Genomic DNA, 23,556 nt, shown 5'->3' on the forward strand with positions numbered 1-23,556 from the left:
CGTGAAGGACACGGCATTGCCCGCGTCCACGTTCAGGAAATTGCCCGTCGACTTGGCCGACAGGTCGCTGGCGAAGAAATACACGCCTTCCGCGATGTCCTCTGGGAAGACCGACCGCTGCAACAGGCTGCGCTTGCGGTAATGCTCCTCCAGCTCGGAAACCGCGATCTTGTTCGAGGCCGCGCGCTGCTCGCTCCACTCGCCCTTCCAGATCTTCGAGCCGCGCAGGACAGCATCGGGGTTCACCACGTTGACCCTGATCCCCATAGGCGCCCCTTCCAGCGCCATGCAGCGCGCCAGATGGATTTCCGCCGCCTTCGCGGTGCAATAGGCCGAGGCCCCCGGTGAGGCCGCGACCCCGTTCTTCGACGAGATGAACACCATCGCCCCGCCGATCCCCTGCGCCTTCAGGATGCGATAGCCCTCGCGCCCGACCAGGAAATAGCCGGTGGCGAGGATATCCATCGTCTTGTTCCACATCGCCAGTGTCGTATCCTCGACCGCCGCGGCAGAGGTGATCCCGGCGTTGTTCACCAGCACATCCAGCCCACCATATTCGGCGACCGTATATTCCAGCGCCGCGATGACCTGCGCTTCGGAGGTCACGTCCATCAGGACGCCGCGCACCATGTCGCGGCCATAGCGTTTGCCAAGGCCCGTCACGACCTCATCCAGTGCTTTCTGGTCGATATCGGCCAGCACCACATTGCAGCCCTCGCGCAGCAGGCGTTCGGCGCTGGCCGAACCGATCCCGCCCGCGCCGCCGGTGATGAAGGCCACCCGCCCCGCCATCGGTTTCGGCTTCGGCATCCGCTGCAGCTTCGCTTCCTCCAGAAGCCAGTATTCGATGTCGAAGGCCTCCTGCTCCGGCAGGCCCTGATAGCGGGAAACGCCCGAGGCGCCACGCATCACATTGATCGCGTTGACATAGAATTCCGCCGAAATCCGCGCCGTCGCCTTGTCCTTGGCAAAGGACAGCATCCCCACCCCCGGCACCAGATAGATCACCGCGTTCGGGTCGCGCATCGCGGGGGAATTGGGCCGCTTGCAACGGTGGTAATAGGCCGCGTAATCCGCCCGGTAGCCCGCGATCAAAGCGTCCAGCGCCGCCGCATCGGCATCCGCGGGCACCACCAACGGCTTGATCTTCGTCCGCAGGAAATGGTCGGGACATGAGGTCCCCATCGGGGCCAGATCGTCAAGCGAACGGGAGTTCACGAATTCCAGCACTTCCGGCGCATCGGTGAAATGCCCCACCATATGCGCCCCCGCCGAAATGCGCCCCCGGATCAGCGGCATCAGCCGCCGGGCCGTGGCCTTCCGGTCGTCAGCGGCTAGCGAGGCCACATTCTCGCCGCCGAACACCGGACGCTTCACGTGCGCCTCCAGCCAGACCGCGGCCTTGTTGATCATCTCCAGCGTCAGCAGGTAGCAGTCCTTCGCCGTGTCCGCCCAAGTGAAAAGGCCATGCTGCCCCAGCACCACGCCCTTCAGCTGCGGGTTCTCCTCTGCCATCCGGCCCAGCTTGATCCCCAGGTCGATCCCCGGTCGCTGCCAGGGCAGATAGCCCAGTTCGCCCCCGAAAATCTCCTCCGTCAGCCGCACCTGGTCGGCGGAAGCCGCAATCGCGATCACCGCATCGGAATGGACATGATCGACATGCCGGTAGGGCACAAACCCGTGCAGCCAGGTATCAATGGAAGGCGCGCGCGGGTTCAGGTTGAAGATCGTATGCCCCAGAGCCTCGACCATTGCGTCTTCCTGATCCAGCCCGCGATACTGTGCCCTGAGTTGCATCAGCCGGGACATGTACAGCGTCGCGAATCCATCCAGCTTCATCGACCCGATGTCCCCGCCCGACCCCTTGACCCACAAGATCTCCACCGGCTCGCCGCTCAACGGATCCACCGCCATCACCTTCGCGCTGGTGTTCCCCCCGCCGAAATTGGTGATCCGCAGGTCCGACCCCAGCAGGTTCGACCGATACAGAAGCTTGCCCGGCTCATCCAATGCGGCGGCGTAAGCGTCGTCCCACAGGGACTTTAGGGTGATTTCCTGGGTCATCGGTCCGACTTCGGCTGAAAGGAGTTGCCCCGCAGGATAGGGGCGAAACGCTCACAGTCAATCAACAATGCGCATTCTGCGTCGCGGAGATTCTTCCGCAATGCAGCATTGCGATTGCTTGTTGACGGATATGAGCGATTCTGACAGCCTTCCCGTCATGATGCATGAACGCGAAAGATGGCAGCTGATCCTGACCCGGCTTCGGGACAAGGGCATCGTCCGGGTGGCCGACCTCGTCGGCGTGACCGGCGCCTCGGTCGCCACGCTGCGGCGCGACCTTGCGAAGCTGGAGGATTCCGGCCAGCTTCGCCGCGTCCACGGCGGCGCGGAATCGGTGGCCTCCACCCAGACCCCGCTGACCGCGCCCTCCTTCGATGCCAGCCAGACGCTCAACGCCGATCTCAAGCGCGCCGTTGCGCAAGGCGCGGCCAACCTCTGCCAGGACGGCGACTCGATCATCCTGAATGCGGGCTCGACCACCTGGTTTCTGGCGCAATGCCTGCGCCGTCACCGGATGCAGGTGCTGACCAATTCCTTCCCCATCGCGCAGGAACTCATCGCCCATTCGGCGAACCGCGTCGTCCTGCCGGGGGGCGAGCTGTATCGCGAGGCCGGGATCATCCTGTCCCCCTTCGACGAGGACGCGATCCAGCATTTCGCCGCCTCGAAGATGTTCATGTCCTGCTATTCGATCACGCCCTTGGGCATCATCGAAAGCGACCCGCTGGTGGCCCGGGCCGAGGCGAAGCTCCTCTCCCGCACCGAGAAACTGGTCGTCGTCGCCGACAGCACGAAGTTCGAGGCGCGCGGCAACATGGTGGTCTGCCCGCTGGCCCGCGTCTCGACGCTGGTCACCGATACCGGCGCACCGCCGCACTTGCTGGATCACCTGCGCCAGTTGGGCGTCGAGGTGATCCTGATCGACCCAAAGGAAGCCAAGGTCCTGACCGCAGCCTGAGGAGGGGACGGCAGGGGAACATAAACGGGAGGAGACGACACATGATGATGAAACTCACCGGCCTTGCCTTCGCGGCAGGTCTTGCGACCCTGATGGGTTCGACCGCGATGGCGGACCCCGTTACCGCGACCCCCGGCCAGGAAGTGAACGCGGTCCTGCTGCCGAAATTCCTCGGCATCCTGCCCTTCGACCAGGCCAACCGCGGCGCGCAAGAGGCTGCGGCAGAGCTTGGTTCGACCGGCAAGCTGGAATTCATCGGCCCGACGCCGGAAAACTCCGCCGCGGGCCAGATCGAGATGCTGACCACCGCGACCACGCAGAAGCAGAATGTCGTGATGCTGTCGAACAACGCGGGCGACCAGATCGCCCCGGCCGCCGAAGCGGCGGCAGCGGCGGGCACCAAGGTCGTGACCTGGGACAGCCCGATCCCGAACGGCGCGGGCGAGGCCTTCTTCGTGGCGCAGGTCGATTTCGGCTCGATCGGCACGGTGATGGCCGACATGGCCTATGACCTCGCCGGCGGCGCGGGCGAATTCGCCGTGCTCTCGGCCAGCCCGGACGCCGCGAACCAGAACGCCTGGATCGACGCGATGAAGAAGGTCCTGGCCGAGGATGCCAAATACAAGGATCTGAAGCTGGTCGACGTCGTCTACGGCAACGACCAGTCCGAAGAGAGCTACAACAAGGCGCTCGGCCTGGTGGACAAATATCCCGACCTGAAGGTGATCATGTCCCCCACCACCGTCGGCATCGTCGCCGCCGCCAAGGCCATGCAGGACGAGGGGCTGTGCGAAAAGGTCAAGGTCTCGGGCCTCGGGCTTCCGGCCGAAATGGTCAGCTATTCGCTGAACGGCTGCGCCCCGCAGTTCGCACTCTGGAGCTTCGTCGACCTCGGCTACCTGACCTACCAGGCCTCCTATGCGCTGGCGACCGGCGCGATCAAGGGCGAGGTCGGCGAGGAATTCAACGCCGGACGCATGGGCGCCTACAAGATCGAGGAAGACCCCGGCCGTCCGGGCGCCAAGCGCATCCTGATGGGGCCCTTCACCGTCTACACCAAGGACAACGTCGAAGCCGCCGCCAACTGAGGCCGCTTTGCTCCCTGGGGGTCGCCACGCGCGGCCCCCTTCCCCTTTCAACCGGAACCCGCCCCGTGACCCAGCCGGTCCTGGAACTTCAAGGCCTGTCCAAAAGCTTCGCCGCCACCCAGGCGCTGAAGGACATGAGCCTCACCGTCCTTCCGGGCGAGGTCCATGCCATCGTCGGCGAAAACGGCGCGGGCAAATCCACGCTGATCAAGATCATGACCGGCGTCCACCAGCCTGACAGCGGGACGATCCGGGTCGAGGGCCAGCCGGTAACGCTCCGCTCCACCGAAGCCGCGCAAGACGCGGGGATCGCTGCGATCTATCAGGAACCGATGGTCTTCCCCGACCTCAACGTCGCCGAGAACATCTTCATCTCGAACCGCGCCAAGGGCCGCATCATGCGCTGGTCCCAGATCTATCGCGAGGCCGAGGCCCTGATCGCCCCCCTCGGCGTGAAACTCGACGTCCGCCGCCCCGCCTCCGGCCTGACGCTGGCCGAACAGCAGACCGTCGAAATCGCTCGTGCGCTGTCGCTGAAGGTCAAGGTCCTGATCATGGACGAGCCGACCGCCAGCCTTTCCGCGCATGAGGTCGCTCGCCTCCTCGACATCGCCCGCGCCTTGAAAGTGCAGGGTGTCGCGGTGATCTACATCTCCCACCGCCTGGACGAGATCTTCCGCATCGCCGACCGAGTCACCGTGATCCGCGACGGCGCGCATATCTCCACCAGACCCATCGCCGAAGTCACGGAAGACGGCCTCGTCAAGGACATGGTCGGTCGCGCGCTGGAAAGCTTCGCCGTCAAGACCGCCGCCAACCCGCATGGGGAACCCCTGCTCTCCGTCCACGGCCTTGGCCTTGCGGGCACCTTCCACGACATCAGCTTCGACCTGCACAAGGGCGAGGTTCTCTGCCTCGCCGGTCTTGTCGGCGCGCGGCGCACCGACGTCGCCCTCTCCCTTTTCGGCATCGCCCCGGCGACCGAAGGCGCCATCACCCTCGCCGGAAGCCAGGTCCGCATCGCCACCCCGCAGCAGGCGATGGACCTCGGCATCGCCTATGTCTCGGAAGACCGCCGCAAGCTGGGCCTGGCCATGCCCATGTCGATCTTCGCCAACATCTCGCTGGCGAGCCTGGGGAAACTCCTGAAACCCTTCGGCCTCATCGACCGCGCTGCCGAATCCGCCATGGCCGAGACCTACCGCAAGCGCCTCGCCATCCGCGCCCCCGACACCGGCGTCGAGGTCGGCAAGCTTTCCGGCGGCAACCAGCAGAAGGTGATGCTGGCGAAGTGGCTGGAGACGAAACCCCGCGTCCTGATCTTCGACGAACCCACCCGTGGCATCGATGTCGGCGCCAAGGCCGAGGTCCACGCCATCATCCGCCAGCTCGCCGCCGAAGGTGTCGCTATCCTCGTCATCTCCTCCGACCTGCCCGAGGTGCTGGCGCTCGCCGACCGCGTCCTCGTCATGCGCGAAGGGCGGCAGGCCGGAATCCTCCCCATCGAAGAGGCCACACAAGAGCGGGTCATCGCCCTCGCCGCCGGACAGGCCAGCGCCGAAAGGCCCGCTGCATGACCTTCGCATTTTCTGTCTCCAAATATCCCCGCCGGAGGCAAAAGCCCGAGCCGGTTGCGCGTTCTTCACGCGCAGAGGCGAGACAAAAGGCTTGCGCGTCAGCGCTCAATCTGAAAACCGCCCCAACCCGTGCCAGCGGGGGCCCGAAATGACCGGCCTCCTCTCCCGCGCCTCGCCGCAGACCCTGCGCATTCTCGCGCTGGCGCTGGCGCTGCTCGCCACGATCCTCTTCTTCGCCACCCAGATCGAGGGCTATCTCTCGCCCCGCATGTTCACCCGGATCAGCACCTCCGCCGCCGTGGTGCTGCCCATCGCGGTCGGCCAGGCCATCGTGATCATGACCCGCAACATCGATCTCTCGGCAGGCTCGATCCTCGGCGTCGTGGCCTATATGACCGGCCAGCTTCTGGGCGCGATGCCGGACCTGCACCCCGTCCTCGCCGTCCTGTCCTGCATGGCGCTCGGCGGCGCCTTCGGGGCCCTGAACGGGATCATCATCGCCTTCGGCCGGGTGCCGGCCATCATCGTGACTCTCGGCACCCTGGCGCTCTACCGCAGCTTCCTGGTGGAATGGTCCGACGCCAAGACCATCACCACCGCCAGCCTGCCGCAATGGCTGGTCGACCTGCCCTCGGCCAATGCCTTCTCGATCCTGGGCCTCGACATCCGCGTCACCGTCCTTCTCGCGCTGGCTGCCTGCCTCGTCACCGGCCTCGCGCTCACCTTCCTGCGCCCCGCCCGGCGCTTCTACGCCGTCGGCTCCAACCCCGACGCCGCCGTCATGGCCGGGATCAACGCCCGCCGCGTGGTCCTGACCGCCTTTATCATCAGCGGCGCCTTCGCCGGTCTCTCCGGCTTCCTGTTCCTGGCGAAGTTCGGCAACATCACCGTCGTCGCGGGCATGGGGTTCGAGCTCAAGTCCATCGCCGCCGTGGTCGTCGGCGGGGTCTCGATCATGGGCGGCTCCGGCTCGATGATCGGCGTCCTGATCGGCGCGCTGCTGGTCGACACCATCGACAATTCGCTCACCCGCTGGGCCGTGGTCAGCGAATTCTGGCGCGATGCGCTGCTGGGAGGCCTGATCATGGCCGCCGTCACGCTGGACACGCTCGCCAACCGCCAGCTCGCCCGCCTACGGAAAGGGCGCGCGGAATGACCCGGTTCCTCACCCCCTGGGAAACCGGTCTCCTCGCCGTCTTCCTATGCACCCTCGCCCTCAACGCCAGTTTCGCGCCGGAATTCCTGACGGTCCAGAACCAGATCAACCTGTTCCAGCTTTCCATCGAGAAGATCATCGTCTCGCTGGTCATGACCCTCGTCATCCTCAACGCCGAGATCGACCTCTCCGTGGCCTCGATCATGGGCCTCTCTGCCGCACTGTTCGGCTATCTCGTCAACGCCGGAACGCCCGGGGGCCTCGCCATCCTGATCTGCCTCGCCGCGGGTCTTGCCGCGGGCCTCCTCAACGCCGCGCTGATCGCCCGGGTCGGCATCCCCTCGCTGGTCGTCACCCTTGCCATGCTGATCGGCTTCCGCGGCCTCGCCCGCGTGCTGGTCAAGGACAATTCCCTCGGCAACTTCCCCCGCTGGTTCACCGACCTCGGCCAGAAGGGTCTGATCGGCCCGATCCCGCTCTCCATCCTCCTGTTCTTCGCCCTGCTCCTCCTCCTCGGCATGGTGCTCCATCGCTCATCCTTCGGGCGACAGGTCATCGTCATCGGCACCAATGCCGAGGTCGCCCGCTTCTCCGGCCTGAACGTCGCCCGCGTGAAGACCGTCCTCTTCCTCCTCTCCGCCCTGATCTCCGCCCTCTGCGGCCTGCTCTACGCCGCTCGCCTCGGCTCGGTCCGTGGTGACACCGCCTTCGGGTTCGAGCTGGACATCATCACGATGGTCCTCCTCGGCGGCGTCTCGATCTTCGGCGGCAAGGGCAGCATGACCGGCGTGTTCCTCTCGATCCTGATCATCCTGAATCTGCGGAACGGCATGGGCCTGATGAACATCACCGGCCACATGCAGACCGGCGTGATCGGCATCCTCCTGATCGCCTCGGTCCTGCTCCCCAACCTTTTGGCCGATTTCCGCGCCCGCAGACGAAAGGACGCCTGATGCAACGCCACGCCTTCAAGATGCGCCTCAACCCCGGGATGGAGGCCGAATACACCCGCCGCCATGACGAAATCTGGCCGGACCTCGTGCAGCTTCTGAAGGACAGCGGCATCTCGAACTATTCGATCCACCTCGATCCTGAGACGCAGACCCTCTTCGGCTACCTCGAACGCCGCGACGACCATGCGATGGAGGACCTGCCGAACCACCCGGTGATGCAGCGCTGGTGGGCCTATATGGGCGACATCATGGCCACCAACCCCGACGGCTCCCCGGTGGCGGTCCCGCTGACGGAAACCTTCCACCTGCCCTGACCGCTCCTCGTTCGGCTTCGCCTCCTCCTTGCCAGCGACGAGAAGCGAAGCGCACGAGGAGCCTCACCACCGCGCCGCCGCCTCCCGCCAGGCGCGCGCATAGCCGGTCCACACGGGATCAGTTTCCGGCAACACGTCAACCGGCCTCGGCCCCTCCGCCTGCAACGGCCCCGCCAGCAACGCGGCCCCCAGCCCCGTCCCCGCTCCCGCGCCCGAGCCGCGCACCACCTGCCCTGTCACCGTCGCCAGCATCCGCAGGAAGGCGAGGTTCCCCCCGAAAGCTCCCTCCACGATCACCGGCCCCTCGGCCCCTACCAGATCAAGACACTCCGCCCCCACCAGCGCCGCATAGAAGGACGCCGCCGCCATCCGCGCCCCGCCCTCCGGCTCGCCTCCGATCCAGCCAAAGCGCTTGCCGGGAAACGGCCCCGTCCCCGGATGCAGGGACGGCATTGCCATCACCCGACCCGCCAGAACTGCCCGCAGATCCCTCTCGGAGGGGTCCACGATCCGCCCCGTCATGATCTCCTCCAGCTCGCGGCCCGCCATGAACCGCGCCGTCGGCACCGGCTGGCCCAGCGCATTCACGTTCACCAGCACGTCGCGGCCTGCGTCCAGCGCCACGGCCAGCCCATCCAAGGCCATGACGATCATCCAGGTCCCCGTCGACAGCACCCCGCAGGGCGCCTTCGCGAGATGCGGCACCAGGGACGCATTGGAATCATGGATGCCGCACAGCACCGGCGTCCCCGCAGGCAACCCTGTCGCCGCCGCCACTTCCGGCAGGATCGGCCCCAGAACCTCCGCCGCCTTGCGCACCGGCGGGAACAGCGACTCCCATCCCATCCGGGACACCAGAGAGGAAAACCGACCCTCCCCCGGGTTCCACAGGTCGGTATGGCATCCCAGCGAGGTCGCCTCGCTCGCCGACACGCCCGACAGGCGGAAGGCCCAGTATTGCGGCAGGGTCAGGACATGCCGCACCCGAGCGAAGGCGTCGGGAAACGCCCGCTCCAGCCAGAAAACCTGCGCCCCAAGGTTCAGACCCACCGGCAGGCGCGGCGATCCCGTCTCCTCGAATCCGGGCCGCACCGCCTCATACTCCGCCGCACAGGACTCTGGCCCGTCATGCTCGTAATCCAGCATCGGCAGCACCAGATCGCCCTCCGCATCCACCAGCGCACAGGCCGCGCCATGCGTGGTGATCGACACCGCCTCCACCCCACGCGCCGCCGCCAGCGTCAGGCCGGACAGCACGAAGTGCCACAACGCGTCCATGTCATGATGCGGATAAAGCCCGTCCCGCCGGACCGCATTCGGCGCCCGCGCCAGCACGTCCTCGGCCCCGGTCGCAAGGTCCACGACCAGCAGCTTGGCGTTGGTCTTGCCGATGTCCAGAACCGCAATCCGCCGCATCCAACCACCCTCCGCCAGCCTTGGCGGACAGCCTATCCGATTGATTTCAATGCGGGAAGCAAAGGATGGTGACCCCGGATGGATTCGAACCATCGACCTGCCGCTTAGGAGGCGGCCGCTCTATCCCCTGAGCTACGGGGCCCCGTGCCGGAACCTGCGCCCGTCATGCGACGAAACCGCGCCTTTTTCAACCTTCGGCAAAAGAAAAGGGGAGGCAAGTTTGGCCCACTACCTCCCCCTTGGTCTGTCGCATCCAGTTTGAGAGCTTGCAGGAGGCGCCAGATATGGCCAGCACTTGCGGCTGTTAGCGGTAACATTAGCAGGTGAAACCGGCTTGGACAAGCCTTGTCTTTGGCGCTAACAAGGAAAGAACTGCCCCTGCCGGATCAGCGCCTTGACCAAACCCACCCCCGACCCGCGCCACACCCTCACCCTCCGCGACGTGTCCGAGGCGTCCGGGGTCAGCGAAATGACGGTCAGCCGGGTGTTGCGCAACCGGGGCGATGTCTCGGCCCCCACCCGCGAAAAGGTGCTGGAGGCCGCCCGCGCCCTTGGCTACGTCCCGAACAAGATCGCAGGCGCGCTGGCCAGCCAGCGGGTGAATCTGGTCGGCGTCGTCATCCCCTCGCTGTCGAACATGGTCTTTCCGGAGGTGATGACCGGCATTTCCGAAACGCTGGAAGGCACCGGCCTGCAACCCGTGGTCGGCGTCACCAACTACCTGCCCGACCGCGAGGAAAGCGTCATCTACGAAATGCTCAGCTGGCGCCCCTCGGGGATGATCATCGCCGGGCTGGAACATTCCACCGCCTCCCGCGCCATGCTGGCCCGTGCCGGCATCCCGATCGTCGAGATCATGGATATCGACGGCGACCCCATCAACCACGCCGTCGGCATTTCCCACCGCCGCGCCGGGCGGCAGATGGCCGAGGCGATCATTGCCGCGGGCTACCGCAAGATCGCCTTCCTCGGCACCCAGATGCCGAACGACTTCCGCGCCAAGAAACGGCTGGCGGGGTTCGAGGAGGCGCTGTCCAAGGCAGGCCTCACGCTCGTCGACCGCGAATTCTATTCCGGCGGCTCGGCGCTCCTGAAGGGCCGCGAGATGACGGCAGCGGTGCTGAACCGGACGCCGGACGTGGATTTTCTGTATTACTCCAACGATATGATCGGGGCGGGGGGGTTGCTCTACTGCCTCGCCCAGGGCCTCGACGTGCCCGGCCGCATCGGCCTCGCGGGTTTCAACGGGGTGGAGCTTCTGGACGGCCTGCCCCGCAAGCTGGCGACGATGGACGCCTGCCGACTGGAAATCGGGCGGAAAGCCGCGAAGATCATCGCCGAAGCGCCCGAGGCGTCGCAGGTGGAGGAGCTGTTCCCGACTCTGCAGCCGGGAGATACGATCCGGGCGTAGGGTGCGCTATAGCGCACCGTCGGAATGGTGCGCTGTAGCGCACCCTACGCAGAACCATCCCTTACCATCCGGTTAACGCCCGCAGCCAACCCGTTGAATTTGCTTGTCCCGCAAACCTGCCCACGCGCGGGCACCTACTCCAGCTCCCGCGCCTCGCTGACCAGCATGACCGGGATGCCGTCGCGGATCGGAAAGGCCAGATGCGCCGCCTTCGAGATCAGCTCCTGCTTCTCGGCATCATAGGTCAGCACCGCATGGGTGACGGGGCAGACCAGCGCCTCCAGCATCCTCCGGTCGGCGGGCTCGCTCATTGCAGGATCTCCTCTTCACCGCCCCCACGGAGGGCGAATTCGATCAGGGTGACGATGGTCTCCCGGCGCGTGGCCAGGGTGGGGGCTTCCAGAAGCGCCTGCTTGTCCTCGGGCGAGAAGGGGCAGAGCATGGAAAGCGAGTTGATCAGCAGCTCCGTCTCGGCCTCCTTCAGGCTGCTCCAGTCGGTCGACAGGTTCAGCTTGGTGAAGTAGCGCGCAAGGAGCCCGATGAAATCCGCGCGCCGGAAGCCGGGATCCTCCTCGGCGGGGCCGAGGTCGCGGGTGAAAGGGGTCCAATCCACCAGGCAGCGGCGGTAGGGGGTGAAGCCCTGCACCTCCTCCTTCACCCGGTAGCGCGAGATGCCGGAGAGGGTGACCATGTAGCGACCATCCTCGGTCTCGGAAAACCCGGTCAGCCTTCCCGCGCAGCCGATCGCCTGCAGGCGCTGTTCCCCGGCCGGGGTTTCGCGGGGCTGGATCATCCCGATCAGCCGGTGACTGGTCTTCAGACAGTCCTCGACCATCGCCAGATAGCGCGGCTCGAAGATATGCAGGGGCAGCCGTGCCCGGGGGAGCATGAGTGCCCCCGGCAGAGGGAAGACCGGAAGGGTATCCGGCAGGTCGGCAGCGGTGATCATGGGCATCAGCTAGCCCGGGTCAGGGATCAGGCAAATATCATCGACGAGAGACGGCGCCGTCCGGCGAGGACGATGGGGTCCTGCGGCTTCAGCGCCTCGAAGATCGTGAAGAGCTGCGCCTTGGCGGCGCCATCGTTCCAGTCGCGGTCACGGCGGAACAGTTCGAGAAGCTGGTCCACGGCCTCCTTCTGGTTCCCGGCGGCAAGTAGCGCGGCGGCAAGATCATAGCGGGCCTGGTGATCATCCGGGTTGGCATCGACGGCGGCGCGCAGCTCGGCCTCGGGGCCTGCATTGGCGGCCTGTTTCGCCAGTTCCAGCTGGGCGCGGACGGCGTCCAGTTCCTTGGACTTCGCGATGGCCGCAGGGGCGGCGGCGATCAGCCCCTCGGCCTGGTCGAGGTTCGCGAGCGCGAGATGCGCGCGGACGAGGCCACCATAGGCGGCGGCATTCTCCGGCTCCTCCTCCAGGATCGCGGCGAAGGTCTCGGCGGCGTCGACGGCGGCGCCTTCGGTCAGCATGTCCTCGGCGGCCTGGATCGCCTCGGCCAGCCCGCCGTCCCCGGCGAGCGCAGAGACCCGGTCGACGAAGGCCTTCAGCTCCGAAGCGGGCACGGCGCCCTGGAAGCCGTCCACCGGCTGGCCCTGCCAGAAGGCGTAGACGGTGGGAATCGACTGGATGCGCAGTTGCGCGGCGATGCGCTGGTTCTTGTCGACATCGACCTTCGCCATCCGCACCTTGCCGCCTGCAGCGGTGACGGCGGATTCCAGCATCGGGCCCAAGGTCTTGCAGGGGCCGCACCAGGTGGCCCAGAAATCGACGATGACCGGCACCTCGCGGCTGGCCTCGATCACGTCGGCCATGAAGCTGGCCTCGGTCACGTCCTTGATCAGATCGGCATCGACTTGCGGCTTGTCGCCCAGTCCCAGCATGGCGGACTCCTGCGGATGTTTGCCCCTATATGGCGGGACGGGAGGAAAAGGCCAAGGGGTCAGCCCCAGCGGCAGGCGGCAAGATGGTCGTTGACCATGCCGGAGGCCTGCATGAAGGCATAGGTGATGGTGGGCCCCACGAAGTTGAAGCCTTCGCGCTTCAGCGCCTTGGACATGGCCAGCGACTGCGGGGTCTGCCCGGGCACCTCGGCGAGGGTTTGCGGGCGGGCAGCGGCAGGCGGGGCGAAGGACCAGAGGAAGGGCGAGAAGCCTTCGCGCGCCTCGATCCGCAGGAAGGCCTGCGCGCCCCGGATGGTACCCTCGATCTTGCCACGGTGCCGGACGATGCCGGGGTCTGCCAAGAGGCGGGCCACTTCCGGCTCACCCCAGGTGGCGAGAACGGCGGGATCGAAGCCCCGGAAGGCCGCGCGGAACCCCTCGCGCTTGCGCAGGATGGTGATCCAGGAGAGCCCGGCCTGGAAGCTTTCGAGAATCAGCAGTTCGAAAAGGCGGCGCGGGTCGCGTTCGGGGCGGCCCCATTCGTGATCATGATAGGCCATGTAGAGCGGGTCGGTGCCACACCAGGGGCAGCGCATCGAATTGTCGGCATTTTCCATCGGCGAGCCTTGGGCTTGGAGTATGGGAGGAGCGAGAACAAAATAAGAATATTGACCTTCCGTTTACCGGTGCAGGCCTAGGGTGTCGAGAGTTGAATGCTCCGGCCGGGGGTTTGCATGAGCTATCTGAAGGAAGCCAAGACGTCGAAGTTCGACCGCGACCCCGCGCTGGCCAGCCCGCTGGCCGCAGCCATCTCGGTGCAGGACCGCGAGACGCTGGCCATGGTCGCCTCGGCCCTGAAGAACCGGCGGATGCGGCTGGCGTTCCAGCCGGTGGTCTATGCGGGCGACCCCTCGATCATCGGCTTCTTCGAGGGTTTCATCCGGCTTCTGAACCTGCGCGACCAGGTGATCCCGGCGCGGGACTTCATGGCCGCCGTCGAAGAACAGCAGCTTGGCCGCGAGATCGACTGCGCGGCCCTGCAGCTGGGGCTGATGGCGATGCAGCGCAACCCGCAGATCCGGGTCTCGGTGAACATGTCGGCGCGGTCGGTCGGCTATCGCCCCTGGGTCGAGATCCTGCGGCGCGCCCTGCAAGACTCGCCCCGGCTGGGCGCGAATCTGATCCTGGAGATCAACGAGACCTCGGCCCTGCAGGTGCCGGATGTGCTGAAGCCCTTCATGTCGGACATGCGCGAACACGGGATCGTCTTCGCGCTGGACGATTTCGGCGCCGGGACGACCTCGCTGCGTCTGTTGCAGGAGCTGAAGTTCGAGATCGCCAAGATCGACGGCAGCCTGGTGAAGAACGTCGACCGCTCGCCCGACGGACAGGCGGTCTGCCGGGCCGCGATGGCCGTGGCGGAAGAGCTTGGAATGTATGTCGTCGCCGAAGCGGTGGAGACCGAGGGCGAGGCGACATGGCTGCGCGACGCCGGGGTGGGCTGCCTGCAAGGCTATCTCTTCGGCCCACCGACGGTGACGCCGGACTTCCGGGCCTTCCGGCATGGGCGACCCAATTTCAAGAGCTAGCGATATCCTTGTTGGCGCGGCGGGGCTGATCAATCCTATCATGTCTGACGCAACCCAGGGTAAAGCCTGGAGGGTCCGCGCGCCAAGATTGCGTCATCCGCCGGAACATGCACTACTTGTGCGGTGGCCGGCAGGAAACCGGCCCCGAACAAGAGGATCCAGGACATGAAGAAGCTCGCAACCTTCGCGCTGGCCGCATCGCTGGCCCTGGGCTCGGCCCCGGCCTTTGCGGGCGGACCCGTCGTGATCGAAGACGAAGGTCAGCCGGAGGTGGTTGCCAACGCCCCGCGCTCGGGCTGGATCGTACCGGTCATCATCGGCGCCATCGTCCTTTGCGCCATAGCCTGCGGCAGTGACGACGATGAAGCCCCCACCGACCCCGGAACCGGCGGCGGCGGCACCTGAGGCCCGGGAAGTCGGGCCGGGCCGGTGCCCGGGCTCGGGCCTCCCCTCGGCTACGCGGGGCTGAGGCAGATTCGCGCAGGAATTGTGCCGGGCACGCCATGGTTCTTGCACTTGCAGAAAGATGCCCTTAGGGCATGAAGTGATGCGGTGCGGGGCTCCGTGCCGCCGCCACTTGCTCGGGCGCACAGGGAGAGGATCAGACCATGACCAATGTCGTAATCGTGTCGGCGGGCCGCACCGCCGTGGGCAGTTTCAACGGCTCGTTCGCCAACACCCCAGCGCATGACCTGGGGGCAGCGGTGATCGAGGCGGTCGTCGCCCGCGCCGGCATCGACAAGGCCGAGGTCGACGAGACGATTCTGGGCCAGGTGCTGACCGCCGGTCAGGGCCAGAACCCGGCGCGGCAGGCGCATATCAAGGCGGGCCTGCCGAAGGAAGGAAGCGCCTGGTCGCTGAACCAGGTCTGCGGCTCGGGCCTTCGCGCAGTGGCGCTGGGGGCGCAGCACGTGCAGCTGGGCGATGCGAAGATCATCGTCGCGGGCGGGCAGGAGAGCATGAGCCTCTCGCCGCATGTCGCGCATCTGCGCGCCGGGCAGAAGATGGGCGACCTGAATTTCATCGATTCGATGATCAGGGACGGGCTCTGGGATGCCTTCAACGGCTATCACATGGGCCAGACCGCCGAGAATGTCGCGAACCAGTGGCAGATTTCCCGCGACATGCAGGACGAATTCGCGCTGGCCAGCCAGAACAAGGCCGAAGCCGCGCAGAAGGCCGGCAAGTTCAAGGACGAGATCATTCCGTTCACGGTGAAGACCCGCAAGGGCGACACGGTGGTGGATGCCGACGAATACATCCGCCATGGCGCGACGCTGGAATCCATGCAGAAGCTGCGCCCGGCCTTCGTCAAGGACGGCTCGGTCACCGCGGCGAATGCCTCCGGCATCAATGACGGCGCGGCAGCGGTGGTGCTGATGACGGCGGAAGAGGCCGCCAAGCGCGGGCTGACCCCGCTGGCGCGCATCGCCTCTTACGCGACGGCGGGGCTTGACCCGTCGATCATGGGCGTCGGGCCGATCCACGCCAGCCGCAAGGCGCTGGAGAAGGCGGGCTGGAAGGTTGGCGATCTGGACCTGGTGGAGGCGAACGAGGCCTTCGCGGCGCAGGCCTGCGCGGTGAACAAGGACATGGGCTGGGATCCGTCGATCGTGAACGTGAACGGCGGCGCCATCGCCATCGGCCACCCGATCGGCGCTTCGGGTGCGCGCATCCTGAACACGCTCCTGTTCGAGATGGGCCGCCGCGGCGCGAAGAAGGGTCTCGCGACGCTGTGCATCGGCGGTGGCATGGGCGTCGCCATGTGCCTGGAGCGGTAATCGAACGGTGGGTGCAAGACCGCACCCTATGCCGATCTTTAAATCGGGCGCGCAATAATGTTGCGCGCCCGATTTCATTTCGGTAACAGGATTTCAATGGGATAGGCTGAACTACCTTAAGGAGGAGAATCACGATGGCACGGGTTGCATTGGTCACGGGCGGATCGCGCGGCATTGGCGCGGCGATCTCGGTCGCGCTGCAGGCGGCGGGCTACAAGGTTGCGGCAAACTACGCCGGCAACGACGAGGCGGCGGCGGCCTTCACCAAGGAAACCGGCATCAAGACCTACAAATGGTCGGTCACGGACTATGACGCCTGCGCCGCCGGGGCAGCTCAGGTCGAAGCGGACCTGGGGCCGATCGACATCGTCGTCGCGAATGCGGGGATCACCCGCGATGCACCGTTCCACAAGATGACGCGCGACCAGTGGCATCAGGTGATCGACACCAACCTGACCGGCGTGTTCAACACCGTCCATCCGGTGTGGAACGGGATGCGTGACCGCAAGTTCGGCCGCGTCATCGTGATATCCTCGATCAATGGCCAGAAGGGCCAGTTCGCGCAGGTGAACTATGCGGCCACCAAGGCGGGCGATCTCGGCATCGTGAAAAGCCTGGCGCAGGAAGGGGCGCGCGCGGGGATCACCGCAAACGCGATCTGCCCGGGCTACATCGCCACCGAAATGGTGATGGCGGTCCCTGAAAAGGTCCGGGAATCGATCATCGCGCAGATTCCCGCAGGCCGCCTTGGCGAGCCGCAGGAGATCGCGCGTTGCGTCGCATTCCTGGCGTCGGACGAGGCCGGGTTTATCACCGGGTCCACCATCAGCGCGAACGGCGGTCAGTTCTTCGTCTGAACATTCGGCGGGAAAACCGGCGCCGGGATGGCCGGTGTGCAACAGCGCGGCCTCGATCGACGCAGGACGATTGAGGCCGTTCGTCGTGGCGCATAGAAACACCAGATGACCGATATCCTGACGCACAAGCCCAAGACGCGGCGGTTCAACTTCCGGACCGCGACGGAATTCGCATCGAAGCAGCGCGGCGTCTCGGCCGGGCGGATCGGGCTGGAGACGATGCTGCTGTCGCTGGGGTCGAGACGGCTTTCGGCGGAAGACTATTTCCTGCATGGCGCCTGGCGGCCCGGCCTGACCTGGGCCGAACGGCGGAGCTTCATCGGAAGTCGGCCGAATCTGGCGCTGAACACTGCGCTGAACCCGTCGTGGACACCGGAAGCGCGCGAGCGGACCCGGGACAAGCTGCACGCCGATGCGCTTTTCCGCGCGTCCGGGTTGCCGGTCGCGGAGACGAGGGCGGTCGCTGCAACTGCCGATCCCGGTCGCGGCTACCGCTGGCTTCCCGATCCCAGGGCGGTGCTGGCCTATCTGCGCGAACCAGGGGCGCTGCCCTGTTTTGGCAAGCCGGTCCACGGCTCTGTCGGGGTGGGCGCGGTCCGGCTGGAAGCCTGGGAGGACGAGGACAATCTGCGGCTTGGCGACGGGCGGCGGGTGGCGGCTGCAGACCTGGTGACCGAGCTTTGGGCAAAGCATGCCGAGGGCTACATTTTCGCCGAGATCGTGCACCCGCATCCCGGTCTCGCGCGGCTGATCGGTCCGGTCATCGGCACGCTGCGGGTGGTGACGGCCGATGCCGGGCGGGGTCCGGAACCGCTGTATGCGGTGCTGAAGACCCCCGCACCGGGTGCGACGGTCGACAGCCTGGCCGGGCCGCTGGGCGGCTATGCCGCGGTCGACCTGGTCTCGGGCCGCATATTGCGCGAGCAGGACCGGAGGCGGATGGGCGGGGTTGATCGCGAAACGAACATCGTCACCGGGATCGCACTGGCGGGGGAAACCCTGCCGGATTTCGCGGGGGCGCTGGCGACGGCCCGGGCGGCCCATGCCTGCCTGGACGGGCATGGCATCCTCGGGATCGACATCCTCCTCAGCGACCGCGGGCCCTTGGTGAACGAGGCGAACTCCAACCCGCACCATTCCACCTATCAGATCGCGATGGCGCGCGGCGTGCTGAACCCGGATATCCTGCCACGACTGCAGGAAGTGCGCGCCCGTTTCCGCAGCGTCACCCCCCGGCCGAAATACTGCCCGCTGAAATGACCAAGCAGAAAGCGACGCTCATCGGCGGCACTGCAATCCTGATGTGGTCGCTGCTGGCGCTGTTCACCATCGGCAGCGCGCCGGTCCCGCCACTCCTCCTGAACGCGATCTGCTTCGGGATCGGCGGGATGATCGGGCTGGCCTGGACCGCGCGCCAAGGGTTCGGCGTGCTGCGGGGGGTAAGCTGGAAGGTTTATGCTTTCGGAATCATCGGCCTTTTCGGCTATCATCTTCTGTATTTCACCGCATTCCGGCTGTCACCCACGGCAGAGACCGGGCTTATCGCCTATCTCTGGCCGCTGTTCATCGTACTGTTCTCCGGATTTCTGCCTGGGGAACGGCTGCGGGCGCCGCATGTGATCGGCGCGCTGATCGCCTTCTCGGGCGCGGCGATGATCGTGCTGGGGCGGGGAGGGGAGGCCAGCGGTTCCTCCCTCGGCATGGGGCTGGCCTTCCTGTGCTCGCTGACCTGGGCCAGCTATTCGATCCTGTCGCGGCGGTTGGGCGCGGTGCCGACCGAAAGCGTGACGGTGTTCTGCCTGGCGACGGCGGCGCTGTCGGTGATCAGCCATCTGGCGCTGGAAGAAACGGTCTGGCCCGTCAGCCCGCTGGGCTGGGCGGCGGTGCTGGCGCTGGGGATCGGGCCGGTCGGGGCGGCCTTCTTCACCTGGGACATCGGCATGAAGCGGGGCGACATCCAGCTTCTGGGCGTCGCGAGCTATGCGGCCCCGCTCTTGTCCACCTTGGCGCTGGTGGCGGCGGGAATCGCAAAGCCGACCTGGACCATTGCCTTGGCGGCCCTTTTGATCGCAGGAGGTGCGGCGCTGGCCGCGCGGGCCAGCGCCCGGAAAGGTTAGTGCGCGCTGAGGCGGGTGATCTCTTCCTTAATCTTCAGCTTCTGCTTTTTCAGTTCGGCGATCTTCAGATCATCGATCCCGGGGCTGCGCTGCGCCTCTTCGACCATTTCCGAGAGGGTTTCATGCTTTCTGCGCAGTTCCACCAGATGCGATGTGATCGTCATGGTCATCCTCCTCGGTTGTTGCCTGTCGAGTGCACCACGAAAGCCGAGTCGTGTCATCCCCTGTTACGGTTGTGTGACAGAATGTTGCGGCGAATTCAGCGGAATGGCGCAAGGAGGGCGGCGCCATCGCGCAGCACAGAATTCGCGGCGGCAGTATAGCTTTCGCGGTCGCCGTCATGGGTCGGGCCTTCGTGGATCACGAAGGGGGCGAGCAGGCGAAAGGGGGCGCGGCCACCCTTGCGGGCCTGGACGATGACACGCAACGCCGGGCGGCCTTCGCGGGCGGCCAGTGGCAGGACCGCGGCGGAGCCGAGCTTGGGGGCAAGCGCTGCCAGCACCTCGGGCAGGCCATCGGCGCCACAAATCAGCGTCAGCCATCCGTCCGGACGCAGGCGGCGCGTGGCGGCAGAGACCCAGCCGGAGAGCGGCGTTTCCACCTGCATCGCTTGTGCCCGTGCCGCGATGGGCGAAGGGCTGCCGCCCGCATGGTAATAGGGCGGGTTGGTGATGACATGGTCGAAATCCCGGCGGAGCGGGTGTGGCATTCGCGCCAGGTCGCCCTCGTGCACCTCGACCGGGATGCCGTTCCGGTCGGCATTGCGGCGGGCGAGGTCGGCATAGGCGGGTTGCAGTTCCAGCCCCGCCAGCGCGAGACCGGGAACGCGGTGGCCGAGACAAAGCGCTGCCGCCCCTGCCCCGCAGCCCAGGTCAAGCACGCTTTGCCCGGGTTCAGCCGGGCAGGCGGCGGCCAGCAGGACGGGATCGGTCGCGGCGCGGTAGCCTTGCACCGGTTGCAGCAGGCGGAGGCGGCCACAGAGAAACTTGTCGTCCGAGAGCTGGTCCCCGGCGAACATCAGGGCGGCAGGGGGATATCGTTGTCGCGCAGGATGGCGGCAGCGCGGAAATGGTCCTGGTCGGCCACCATAAGCCGCTGCGGCAAGATGCCGATGCTGCCGTCCAGGACGCTCATGTGGACGTCCAGCGGAAAGACCGCTATACCCTCGCCCCTTAGAAGGACCGTGGCGAAGGCGATCACCGTCGGGTCGGTCGTGCGCAGAAGTTCCTTCATGAAATCGGGTTACTCCCGCCGGTCGCGCGGGGCAAGGGCAGCGGAACGACATGGACGGAGTGGGCAACAGCGTGGTGCAGAAGATCCCGCCGCAGGACAGGTTGAGCGCTGCTCTGGCCGAGGACATGGCGGCGGTGAACCGACTGATCCGCGAACGGATGGCCAGCGAGCATGCGCCGCGCATCCCGGAAGTCACCGCGCACCTGGTCGAGGCCGGGGGCAAGCGGTTGCGGCCGCTTCTGACGCTGGCGGCAGCGCGGCTCCTGGGCTACGCGGGCGACGACCATGTGAAGCTGGCGGCGACGGTCGAATTCATCCACACCGCGACGCTTCTGCATGACGACGTGGTCGACGAAAGCCAGCGGCGCCGGGGGCGGCCGACGGCCAACCTTCTGTGGGACAACAAATCCTCGGTCCTGGTCGGCGACTATCTCTTCGCGCGCAGCTTCCAATTGATGGTCGAGACCGGCAGCCTGCGGGTGCTGGACATCCTGGCCAATGCCTCGGCGACCATCGCGGAAGGTGAGGTCCTGCAGCTGACGGCGGCGCAGGACCTGCGGACCGACGAGCAGGTCTACCTGCAGGTGATCCGCGGCAAGACGGCGGCGCTTTTCGCCGCGGCAACGGAAGTGGGCGGGGTGATCGCGGGGGCAGATGAGGGCAAGATCATGGCGCTTCGCGATTACGGCGATGCGCTGGGAATTGCCTTCCAGATTGTCGACGACATGCTGGATTACGGTGGATCGGACGCGGTGATCGGCAAGAATACCGGCGACGATTTTCGCGAAAGGAAACTGACGCTGCCGTTGATCAAGGCTGTTGCCAAATCGACTGCAGAAGAGCGTGACTTCTGGGTCCGCGTGATCGAGAAGAACGACCAGCGGGAAGGCGACCTGGCGCAAGCAATGGTGTTTCTGCAACGGCACGACGCAATATCTGCTTGCCGTTCGGACGCAATGGACTGGGCAGGCCGGGCGAAGGCGGCGCTTGACAACCTGCCCGTGCATCCGCTTCGGGATATTCTTTCGGAGCTTGCAGATTTTGTCGTCAGCCGCATCTCTTGAATTCCCGCCGATCCGTGAAATGACCGAATTAGGATCATTTTTTGGACAAAGTCTTCCTTTAGCCAGAACGGCCAGATGAGTGGCGTTGCGTGGGGTTGCTTCTATCACGGTGCTGGCAAGAGTCGGCGGAAAGTCCGTGTGGCGACCCGGGTGACGCGGAAGGATGTGGCAAGACCTGTTGACGTCTTGGTAGCATCTTCTGGATGATGAATGGATTCCGGGGGCGACCCCGGGCGGAGTGCGGGACATGAAACTCTTCGACTGGCTCTTTCGGCGGAAACCGAAATCGTCGCGTGGCGCGCGCTTCACCGGCAGCGAGGCCGAACAGATCGTGGCGACCAAGGCTGCGATCGACTCTGTTGCCCAGGGCAATGGCCCAGCCGCAGGCCGGTTCCCGAAACTTGCGGACGGCGCACCCGAAGTCCTGACCCAGACCCCGAACAGCGCGGTGGTGGCCAAGGAAGGGCCGACGCCCGCGGTCAATATCTGGGAGATGGAGGAAGAGGCTGCACCTCCGGCCCCGGTTCCCACCCCCGCCCGCGAGATCACCTCGGACGTCGGCGCACGGCGGCGGTCCTCGCGCACCAAGACGCGCGTGCTCGGGTTCGAGCCGCAGCCCGCAGCCGTGGTGCCACTGTTCGACGAAGGCCGGATGGACGACTCCATCGAGCCCGGCGACAAGGCCGGGGTGGTGATGTATCCGACCGGCTGGCTGGTGATCAAATCCGGGCCCGGACGGGGCGCGGCCTTCCCGGTGATGCGCGGCGTGTCGCAGATCGGTCGCGGCTCGGACCAGACCATCGCGCTGGATTTTGGCGACATGGCGATCTCGCGCCAGAACCATGCGGCAATCGCCTATGATCCGGCCACGCATCAGTTCCATGTCGGTCATGGTGGCAAGTCAAACCTTGTCCGCCTGAACGGGAAACCCCTGCTCTCGACCGCGGTCGCGGGTGATGGGGACGAGATCCAGATCGGTGAGACGACCCTAGTGCTGAAAGTATTGTGTACGGCCGACTTCAACTGGTCGGCGATCGAGTCCGGGGGAGACGCGAATGATATGGCGATCGCGTGAACCGCGCTACGATGTAGCCTCGGGGATCAGCCAAGGCGCCCGCGACTATCAGGAAGACGCGATCACCGCGGATTTCCCCGTGGGGGCCGAGGCGGGCTTCGTGGTGCTGGCCGATGGCATGGGCGGGCACGCCGCAGGCGATGTCGCCTCGAAGATCGTGCTGACCGAGGTCTTCAGCGAGCTGAAGTTCCATTTTGCCGATGTCGACGCCTTCGAGACGCGCGCCCCGGAGATCCTGCGTTCTGTCGCCGACCTTGCGAACGACACCCTGCGTCAGCACACCCGCAGCCACCCCGAGACCGAGGGCATGGGCGCGACCCTGGTGGTGCCCGCGCTGATCGAGAACCGGCTCTGGTGGATTTCCATCGGCGACTCGCCGCTGTTCTTGTTCCGCAACGGCAAGCTGAGCCAGCTGAACGAAGACCATTCCATGGCGCCGCAGATCGACTTCATGGTGAAATCCGGCCTGATGGACCCGCAGGTCGGGGCCAACCATCCGGATCGCAACTGCCTGATCTCGGTGCTGATGGGCACCCGCGTCCCCAAGATCGACTGCCCGGTCAAGCCGTTCGAGCTGAAGGCGGGCGACATCGTCGTCTGCGCCTCGGATGGGCTGCAGTTCCTGACCAACGCACAGATCGAGAAGGTGCTGGCGAAGTATCGCAAGACTCGCTCGACCGAAATCGCCGAGCGCCTGCTGGACGAGTTGCTGCGGCTGGACGACCCTGACCAGGACAACATCAGCTTCACGATCATCAAGGTCAACGACGCCTCGGTGCGTGCCAAGGAAGAACGGCCGCGGGGGCCTTCCATGGCTGTCGCCCGGCCGCGTCGGCTGACCACCGTCGCGCCCGAACATGTCGTGCTGCCGGTCCCGAAACCGGCCCCCGCTCAGGTTCCGCAGGCGGCTGTCGCCCGGACGCCGCGCCCGGTGGTGCATGTGCAGGAAAGCAACCCTGGCGCCTCGGTTGACGATTTGTCGGCAGTGAGGTTGCGGCCCAGGCGAGTCACCGTCATAAAGTAAG

Annotated in this window: 25 protein-coding genes and 1 tRNA gene; 16 read left to right on the forward strand and 10 right to left on the reverse strand. The window is 66.1% G+C overall.

What is annotated here, in order from left to right:
- Positions 1 to 2,064: bifunctional rhamnulose-1-phosphate aldolase/short-chain dehydrogenase (locus V7Q39_RS06915; RefSeq protein WP_333815825.1), on the reverse strand; the 2,064-nt coding region annotated here is incomplete at its 3' end.
- Between the two features lie 157 nt (positions 2,065 to 2,221).
- Between V7Q39_RS06915 and V7Q39_RS06920 the strand changes: the two genes are divergently transcribed.
- From V7Q39_RS06920 to rhaM, 6 genes are all read left to right on the forward strand, one after another.
- Positions 2,222 to 3,022, forward strand: coding sequence for a DeoR/GlpR family DNA-binding transcription regulator (locus tag V7Q39_RS06920; protein ID WP_333815826.1), 801 nt, complete (start codon positions 2,222 to 2,224; stop codon positions 3,020 to 3,022).
- A 41-nt stretch (positions 3,023 to 3,063) separates the two neighbouring features.
- The gene (locus tag V7Q39_RS06925) at positions 3,064 to 4,110 is read left to right on the forward strand and encodes a rhamnose ABC transporter substrate-binding protein (RefSeq protein ID WP_333815827.1); all 1,047 of its coding nucleotides are present in this window, start codon (positions 3,064 to 3,066) and stop codon (positions 4,108 to 4,110) included.
- Positions 4,111 to 4,175: 65 nt separating this feature from the next.
- Positions 4,176 to 5,687 carry a sugar ABC transporter ATP-binding protein gene (locus V7Q39_RS06930; RefSeq protein ID WP_333815828.1) on the forward strand — a complete coding sequence of 504 codons (1,512 nt, stop codon included), beginning with the start codon at positions 4,176 to 4,178 and terminating at the stop codon, positions 5,685 to 5,687.
- A 148-nt stretch (positions 5,688 to 5,835) separates the two neighbouring features.
- Positions 5,836 to 6,843 carry an ABC transporter permease gene (locus V7Q39_RS06935; RefSeq protein ID WP_333815829.1) on the forward strand — a complete coding sequence of 336 codons (1,008 nt, stop codon included), beginning with the start codon at positions 5,836 to 5,838 and terminating at the stop codon, positions 6,841 to 6,843.
- The gene (locus tag V7Q39_RS06940) at positions 6,840 to 7,796 is read left to right on the forward strand and encodes an ABC transporter permease (RefSeq protein WP_333815830.1); all 957 of its coding nucleotides are present in this window, start codon (positions 6,840 to 6,842) and stop codon (positions 7,794 to 7,796) included. The genes V7Q39_RS06935 and V7Q39_RS06940 overlap by 4 nt, the downstream gene beginning before the upstream one ends.
- The gene (gene rhaM, locus V7Q39_RS06945) at positions 7,796 to 8,110 is read left to right on the forward strand and encodes an L-rhamnose mutarotase (protein ID WP_333815831.1); all 315 of its coding nucleotides are present in this window, start codon (positions 7,796 to 7,798) and stop codon (positions 8,108 to 8,110) included. Before V7Q39_RS06940 ends, rhaM begins: the two co-directional genes overlap by 1 nt.
- 63 nt (positions 8,111 to 8,173) lie before the next feature.
- Here the strand turns inward: rhaM and V7Q39_RS06950 are convergent, their stop codons facing one another.
- Complete coding sequence (locus tag V7Q39_RS06950) at positions 8,174 to 9,526, reverse strand: FGGY-family carbohydrate kinase (protein ID WP_333815832.1); 1,353 nt, start codon at positions 9,524 to 9,526, stop codon at positions 8,174 to 8,176.
- A gap of 66 nt (positions 9,527 to 9,592) precedes the next feature.
- Positions 9,593 to 9,668 (reverse strand) — tRNA-Arg (locus V7Q39_RS06955).
- A gap of 252 nt (positions 9,669 to 9,920) precedes the next feature.
- Here V7Q39_RS06955 and V7Q39_RS06960 point away from each other — a divergent pair.
- Complete coding sequence (locus V7Q39_RS06960; RefSeq protein ID WP_333815833.1) at positions 9,921 to 10,937, forward strand: LacI family DNA-binding transcriptional regulator; 1,017 nt, start codon at positions 9,921 to 9,923, stop codon at positions 10,935 to 10,937.
- Positions 10,938 to 11,071: 134 nt separating this feature from the next.
- Here the strand turns inward: V7Q39_RS06960 and V7Q39_RS06965 are convergent, their stop codons facing one another.
- Genes V7Q39_RS06965 through V7Q39_RS06980 form a run of 4 tightly spaced genes read right to left on the reverse strand, consistent with a single transcriptional unit; the run spans position 11,072 to position 13,432 of the window.
- Positions 11,072 to 11,248: a Trm112 family protein gene (locus tag V7Q39_RS06965; RefSeq protein WP_333815834.1), complete on the reverse strand. Its 177-nt coding sequence runs from the start codon at positions 11,246 to 11,248 to the stop codon at positions 11,072 to 11,074.
- On the reverse strand, positions 11,245 to 11,886 hold the full coding sequence (locus V7Q39_RS06970) for an LON peptidase substrate-binding domain-containing protein (RefSeq protein WP_333815853.1): 642 nt from the start codon (positions 11,884 to 11,886) through the stop codon (positions 11,245 to 11,247). Before V7Q39_RS06970 ends, V7Q39_RS06965 begins: the two co-directional genes overlap by 4 nt.
- A 26-nt stretch (positions 11,887 to 11,912) precedes the next feature.
- Positions 11,913 to 12,815: a thioredoxin gene (trxA, locus tag V7Q39_RS06975; protein ID WP_333815835.1), complete on the reverse strand. Its 903-nt coding sequence runs from the start codon at positions 12,813 to 12,815 to the stop codon at positions 11,913 to 11,915.
- 59 nt (positions 12,816 to 12,874) lie between these two features.
- Entirely contained in the window at positions 12,875 to 13,432 is a 558-nt protein-coding gene (locus V7Q39_RS06980) for a DNA-3-methyladenine glycosylase I (protein ID WP_333815836.1), read from the reverse strand.
- Between the two features lie 117 nt (positions 13,433 to 13,549).
- Here V7Q39_RS06980 and V7Q39_RS06985 point away from each other — a divergent pair, with 117 nt between their 5' ends.
- From V7Q39_RS06985 to yddG, 6 genes are all read left to right on the forward strand, one after another.
- Positions 13,550 to 14,404 carry an EAL domain-containing protein gene (locus V7Q39_RS06985; RefSeq protein ID WP_333815837.1) on the forward strand — a complete coding sequence of 285 codons (855 nt, stop codon included), beginning with the start codon at positions 13,550 to 13,552 and terminating at the stop codon, positions 14,402 to 14,404.
- 165 nt (positions 14,405 to 14,569) lie between these two features.
- Entirely contained in the window at positions 14,570 to 14,809 is a 240-nt protein-coding gene (locus tag V7Q39_RS06990) for a hypothetical protein (RefSeq protein WP_333815838.1), read from the forward strand.
- 203 nt (positions 14,810 to 15,012) lie between these two features.
- A complete protein-coding gene (locus V7Q39_RS06995; protein ID WP_333815839.1) occupies positions 15,013 to 16,185 on the forward strand; it encodes an acetyl-CoA C-acetyltransferase in 1,173 nt (390 codons plus the stop codon).
- 134 nt (positions 16,186 to 16,319) lie between these two features.
- A complete protein-coding gene (phbB, locus tag V7Q39_RS07000; protein WP_333815840.1) occupies positions 16,320 to 17,042 on the forward strand; it encodes an acetoacetyl-CoA reductase in 723 nt (240 codons plus the stop codon).
- A 105-nt stretch (positions 17,043 to 17,147) separates the two neighbouring features.
- Complete coding sequence (locus V7Q39_RS07005; protein ID WP_333815841.1) at positions 17,148 to 18,302, forward strand: sugar-transfer associated ATP-grasp domain-containing protein; 1,155 nt, start codon at positions 17,148 to 17,150, stop codon at positions 18,300 to 18,302.
- Complete coding sequence (gene yddG, locus V7Q39_RS07010) at positions 18,299 to 19,159, forward strand: aromatic amino acid exporter YddG (protein ID WP_333815842.1); 861 nt, start codon at positions 18,299 to 18,301, stop codon at positions 19,157 to 19,159. The genes V7Q39_RS07005 and yddG overlap by 4 nt, the downstream gene beginning before the upstream one ends.
- Here the strand turns inward: yddG and V7Q39_RS07015 are convergent.
- From V7Q39_RS07015 to V7Q39_RS07025, 3 genes are all read right to left on the reverse strand, one after another.
- A complete protein-coding gene (locus V7Q39_RS07015) occupies positions 19,156 to 19,323 on the reverse strand; it encodes a YdcH family protein (RefSeq protein ID WP_333815843.1) in 168 nt (55 codons plus the stop codon). The two genes, yddG and V7Q39_RS07015, sit on opposite strands and share 4 nt — an antisense overlap.
- A gap of 95 nt (positions 19,324 to 19,418) precedes the next feature.
- A complete protein-coding gene (locus V7Q39_RS07020) occupies positions 19,419 to 20,177 on the reverse strand; it encodes a tRNA1(Val) (adenine(37)-N6)-methyltransferase (protein ID WP_333815844.1) in 759 nt (252 codons plus the stop codon).
- Complete coding sequence (locus tag V7Q39_RS07025; protein ID WP_333815845.1) at positions 20,177 to 20,392, reverse strand: putative signal transducing protein; 216 nt, start codon at positions 20,390 to 20,392, stop codon at positions 20,177 to 20,179. Before V7Q39_RS07025 ends, V7Q39_RS07020 begins: the two co-directional genes overlap by 1 nt.
- Before the next feature lie 50 nt (positions 20,393 to 20,442).
- Between V7Q39_RS07025 and V7Q39_RS07030 the strand changes: the two genes are divergently transcribed.
- From V7Q39_RS07030 to V7Q39_RS07040, 3 genes are all read left to right on the forward strand, one after another.
- Positions 20,443 to 21,456: a polyprenyl synthetase family protein gene (locus tag V7Q39_RS07030; RefSeq protein ID WP_443082494.1), complete on the forward strand. Its 1,014-nt coding sequence runs from the start codon at positions 20,443 to 20,445 to the stop codon at positions 21,454 to 21,456.
- A gap of 247 nt (positions 21,457 to 21,703) precedes the next feature.
- The gene (locus V7Q39_RS07035; RefSeq protein ID WP_333815846.1) at positions 21,704 to 22,531 is read left to right on the forward strand and encodes an FHA domain-containing protein; all 828 of its coding nucleotides are present in this window, start codon (positions 21,704 to 21,706) and stop codon (positions 22,529 to 22,531) included.
- On the forward strand, positions 22,512 to 23,555 hold the full coding sequence (locus tag V7Q39_RS07040; RefSeq protein ID WP_333815847.1) for a PP2C family protein-serine/threonine phosphatase: 1,044 nt from the start codon (positions 22,512 to 22,514) through the stop codon (positions 23,553 to 23,555). The genes V7Q39_RS07035 and V7Q39_RS07040 overlap by 20 nt, the downstream gene beginning before the upstream one ends.
- The last annotated feature ends 1 nt before the right edge of the window (position 23,556 follow it).

The organism is Tabrizicola sp., from assembly GCF_036781545.1.
Lineage (GTDB): Bacteria > Pseudomonadota > Alphaproteobacteria > Rhodobacterales > Rhodobacteraceae > Tabrizicola.

Excerpts from the sequence above, each read along its gene's own strand:
- V7Q39_RS06920 (WP_333815826.1), top strand. The coding sequence starts at position 2,222 with ATGATGCATGAACGCGAAAGATGGCAGCTGATCCTGACCCGGCTTCGG.
- V7Q39_RS06925 (WP_333815827.1), top strand. The coding sequence starts at position 3,064 with ATGATGATGAAACTCACCGGCCTTGCCTTCGCGGCAGGTCTTGCGACC.
- V7Q39_RS06935 (WP_333815829.1), top strand. The coding sequence starts at position 5,836 with ATGACCGGCCTCCTCTCCCGCGCCTCGCCGCAGACCCTGCGCATTCTC.
- V7Q39_RS06940 (WP_333815830.1), top strand. The coding sequence starts at position 6,840 with ATGACCCGGTTCCTCACCCCCTGGGAAACCGGTCTCCTCGCCGTCTTC.
- rhaM (WP_333815831.1), top strand. The coding sequence starts at position 7,796 with ATGCAACGCCACGCCTTCAAGATGCGCCTCAACCCCGGGATGGAGGCC.
- V7Q39_RS06950 (WP_333815832.1), bottom strand. The coding sequence starts at position 9,526 with ATGCGGCGGATTGCGGTTCTGGACATCGGCAAGACCAACGCCAAGCTG.
- V7Q39_RS06965 (WP_333815834.1), bottom strand. The coding sequence starts at position 11,248 with ATGAGCGAGCCCGCCGACCGGAGGATGCTGGAGGCGCTGGTCTGCCCC.
- V7Q39_RS06970 (WP_333815853.1), bottom strand. The coding sequence starts at position 11,886 with ATGATCACCGCTGCCGACCTGCCGGATACCCTTCCGGTCTTCCCTCTG.
- trxA (WP_333815835.1), bottom strand. The coding sequence starts at position 12,815 with ATGCTGGGACTGGGCGACAAGCCGCAAGTCGATGCCGATCTGATCAAG.
- V7Q39_RS06980 (WP_333815836.1), bottom strand. The coding sequence starts at position 13,432 with ATGGAAAATGCCGACAATTCGATGCGCTGCCCCTGGTGTGGCACCGAC.
- V7Q39_RS06985 (WP_333815837.1), top strand. The coding sequence starts at position 13,550 with ATGAGCTATCTGAAGGAAGCCAAGACGTCGAAGTTCGACCGCGACCCC.
- V7Q39_RS06990 (WP_333815838.1), top strand. The coding sequence starts at position 14,570 with ATGAAGAAGCTCGCAACCTTCGCGCTGGCCGCATCGCTGGCCCTGGGC.
- V7Q39_RS06995 (WP_333815839.1), top strand. The coding sequence starts at position 15,013 with ATGACCAATGTCGTAATCGTGTCGGCGGGCCGCACCGCCGTGGGCAGT.
- phbB (WP_333815840.1), top strand. The coding sequence starts at position 16,320 with ATGGCACGGGTTGCATTGGTCACGGGCGGATCGCGCGGCATTGGCGCG.
- V7Q39_RS07005 (WP_333815841.1), top strand. The coding sequence starts at position 17,148 with ATGACCGATATCCTGACGCACAAGCCCAAGACGCGGCGGTTCAACTTC.
- yddG (WP_333815842.1), top strand. The coding sequence starts at position 18,299 with ATGACCAAGCAGAAAGCGACGCTCATCGGCGGCACTGCAATCCTGATG.
- V7Q39_RS07015 (WP_333815843.1), bottom strand. The coding sequence starts at position 19,323 with ATGACGATCACATCGCATCTGGTGGAACTGCGCAGAAAGCATGAAACC.
- V7Q39_RS07020 (WP_333815844.1), bottom strand. The coding sequence starts at position 20,177 with ATGTTCGCCGGGGACCAGCTCTCGGACGACAAGTTTCTCTGTGGCCGC.
- V7Q39_RS07025 (WP_333815845.1), bottom strand. The coding sequence starts at position 20,392 with ATGAAGGAACTTCTGCGCACGACCGACCCGACGGTGATCGCCTTCGCC.
- V7Q39_RS07030 (WP_443082494.1), top strand. The coding sequence starts at position 20,443 with ATGGACGGAGTGGGCAACAGCGTGGTGCAGAAGATCCCGCCGCAGGAC.
- V7Q39_RS07035 (WP_333815846.1), top strand. The coding sequence starts at position 21,704 with ATGAAACTCTTCGACTGGCTCTTTCGGCGGAAACCGAAATCGTCGCGT.
- V7Q39_RS07040 (WP_333815847.1), top strand. The coding sequence starts at position 22,512 with ATGATATGGCGATCGCGTGAACCGCGCTACGATGTAGCCTCGGGGATC.